We start from the raw sequence: 2,019 nt of genomic DNA on the forward strand, positions 1-2,019 counted from the left end.
GCCATGGAGCGGGGGCGGGGAAGGGCATGGGGTCGTGGTTTGCTGACGGCGTATTCAGGCCTTCCCTGCGTGTGAGAGCGGGGCAAGCTCAACGTCATTTTCGTGTGCCTGTGGCGCTGCTCTGCCGGACTGCCGCCGGGCGCCGGAGAAGAGCCGGCGAGCGGAGGCGGACGTGTTGTTTCCGGCAGGAGCGGAGGTTTGCAAGTATAAGATTTACAAAGGTTTTGTAAAAGATTCAAAAAGCGGGAAGGGGCCGGATTTCGTACCGCAGGAGGGGGCCGCCGTGTACCATTGCCCAACCCTGTTGCCCCTCGAGCCAGGTCTGCGATGCCACCTGCTTTCGCCGGTGGCATTTCTCTACCCAGGGGCTTTGCATTCCCGCTCGCTGTCTGTTGCGGCCGAACCTGCACTGGCAGGTGTGTTCTGGAGACTATATGGATACCCCGAAAGGCACTGCCCTGATTGAAATCCTTTCGCGTCATCGCGATGCCTTGCTGACTGACTGGCTGAACCAGCACCTTTCCATTGCGCTGCGTCGGGGCCTGACGACTGAGGCCGAGATGCGGGAACAGTTCCGCAGCTTCCTCAACGTATTCACCGACGCCTTGCAGCGCACCGACATCCTGGATGCGAGCCGCCCCGAGTGGGAGCCGGTGCGCGCCTTCCTCGCCGAGATGTCCGCCCACCGCGCCCGCCAGGGCTATACCCCGGCGGAAACCGCCACCTTCGTCTTCTCGCTGAAGCAGCCGCTGTACGGCCGGCTGCGCAGCGAACTCGGCGACGACCCGGTGGCGCTCTCCGAAATCAGCTGGAATGTGAACCTGCTGCTGGATTCGCTCGGTCTCTTCACCACCGAAGTGTTCCAGCGCAGCCGCGAATCCATCATCGCCCGCCAGCAGGAAGAACTGCTGGAGCTCTCGACCCCGGTCGTGCAGCTGTGGGAGGGCATCCTGGCCCTGCCGCTCATCGGCACGCTGGATTCCGCCCGTACCCAGGTAGTGATGGAGAGCCTGCTGCAGAAGATCGTGGAGACCGGTGCCGGCATCGCCATCATCGACATCACCGGGGTGCCGACGGTGGACACGCTGGTGGCCCAGCATCTGCTGAAGACGGTGGCGGCGGCCCGGCTGATGGGGGCGGACTGCATCATCAGCGGCATTCGCCCGCAGATCGCGCAGACCATCGTCCATCTCGGTGTCGATCTCACCAACGTCACCACCAAATCCACGCTGGCGGATGCCTTCACCGTCGCGCTCCAGCGTACCGGCTCCAGCATCCTGGCGCCGTCCGCCACGGCCCAGGGGGCGTGATGGAGCGGATTCCTATCTTGAGAATGGGCAATTGCCTGATCGTTGCCATCCAGGTGGACATGCACGACAGGCTGGCGATTGCGTTGCAGGACGATCTCACCGGACGCATCGTCAAGGACAAGGCGAAGGGGGTGCTGATCGACATCTCCGCGCTCGACGTGGTGGATTCCTTCATCGGCCGCATGATCAGCAACACCGCGGCCATGGCCACCGTGCTGGATGCGGAAACGGTGGTGGTCGGAATGCAGCCTTCGGTTGCGATCACCCTGGTGGAGCTGGGTCTGACGCTGACCGGTGTCAGCACGGCGCTCAATGTCGAGAAAGGCATGGCGCTGCTGCAACAGCGCCGGCGCTGACCGCTGAAGGTATCCATCCATGATGCACGTTGGCGATGCAACAGAAACACTGGCGGCCGAGGTCGGCCTGCGTTCGGACGAGGAGATCGTCCGGCTGCGCCAGATCGTGCGCGATCATGCCATTGCGCAAGGCTTCTCGCTGGTGGACCAGACGAAGTTCGTCACCGCCGCGAGTGAGCTGGCACGCAATACGCTGCAATACGGCGGCGGGGGCGATGCCCGCCTGAGCAAGCTCACCAATGGCGTCCGGGTCGGCCTGCGGCTGCGCTTCGTGGACCAGGGGCCGGGCATCGCCGACATCGAACGCGCGCTGCGCGATGGCTTTACCAGCGGCGGCGGCCTGGGGCTGGGGC

Annotated in this window: 3 protein-coding genes; all 3 read left to right on the plus strand. The window is 64.2% G+C overall.

The features are described 5' to 3' along the window. Window positions 1–434 precede the first annotated feature (434 nt). Window positions 435–1,310, plus strand: coding sequence for an STAS domain-containing protein (locus GRF61_RS23930; RefSeq protein ID WP_169153121.1), 876 nt, complete (start codon window positions 435–437; stop codon window positions 1,308–1,310). Between the two features lie 23 nt (window positions 1,311–1,333). Beyond that, window positions 1,334–1,666: an STAS domain-containing protein gene (locus tag GRF61_RS23935; protein WP_348982474.1), complete on the plus strand. Its 333-nt coding sequence runs from the start codon at window positions 1,334–1,336 to the stop codon at window positions 1,664–1,666. Between the two features lie 19 nt (window positions 1,667–1,685). Then, window positions 1,686–2,019, plus strand: a 334-nt coding sequence (locus GRF61_RS23940; protein ID WP_211166179.1) for an anti-sigma regulatory factor, incomplete at its 3' end; no start/stop codon positions are given.

The sequence above is a fragment of the Azoarcus sp. TTM-91 genome (assembly GCF_012911025.1).
GTDB lineage: Bacteria > Pseudomonadota > Gammaproteobacteria > Burkholderiales > Rhodocyclaceae > Azoarcus.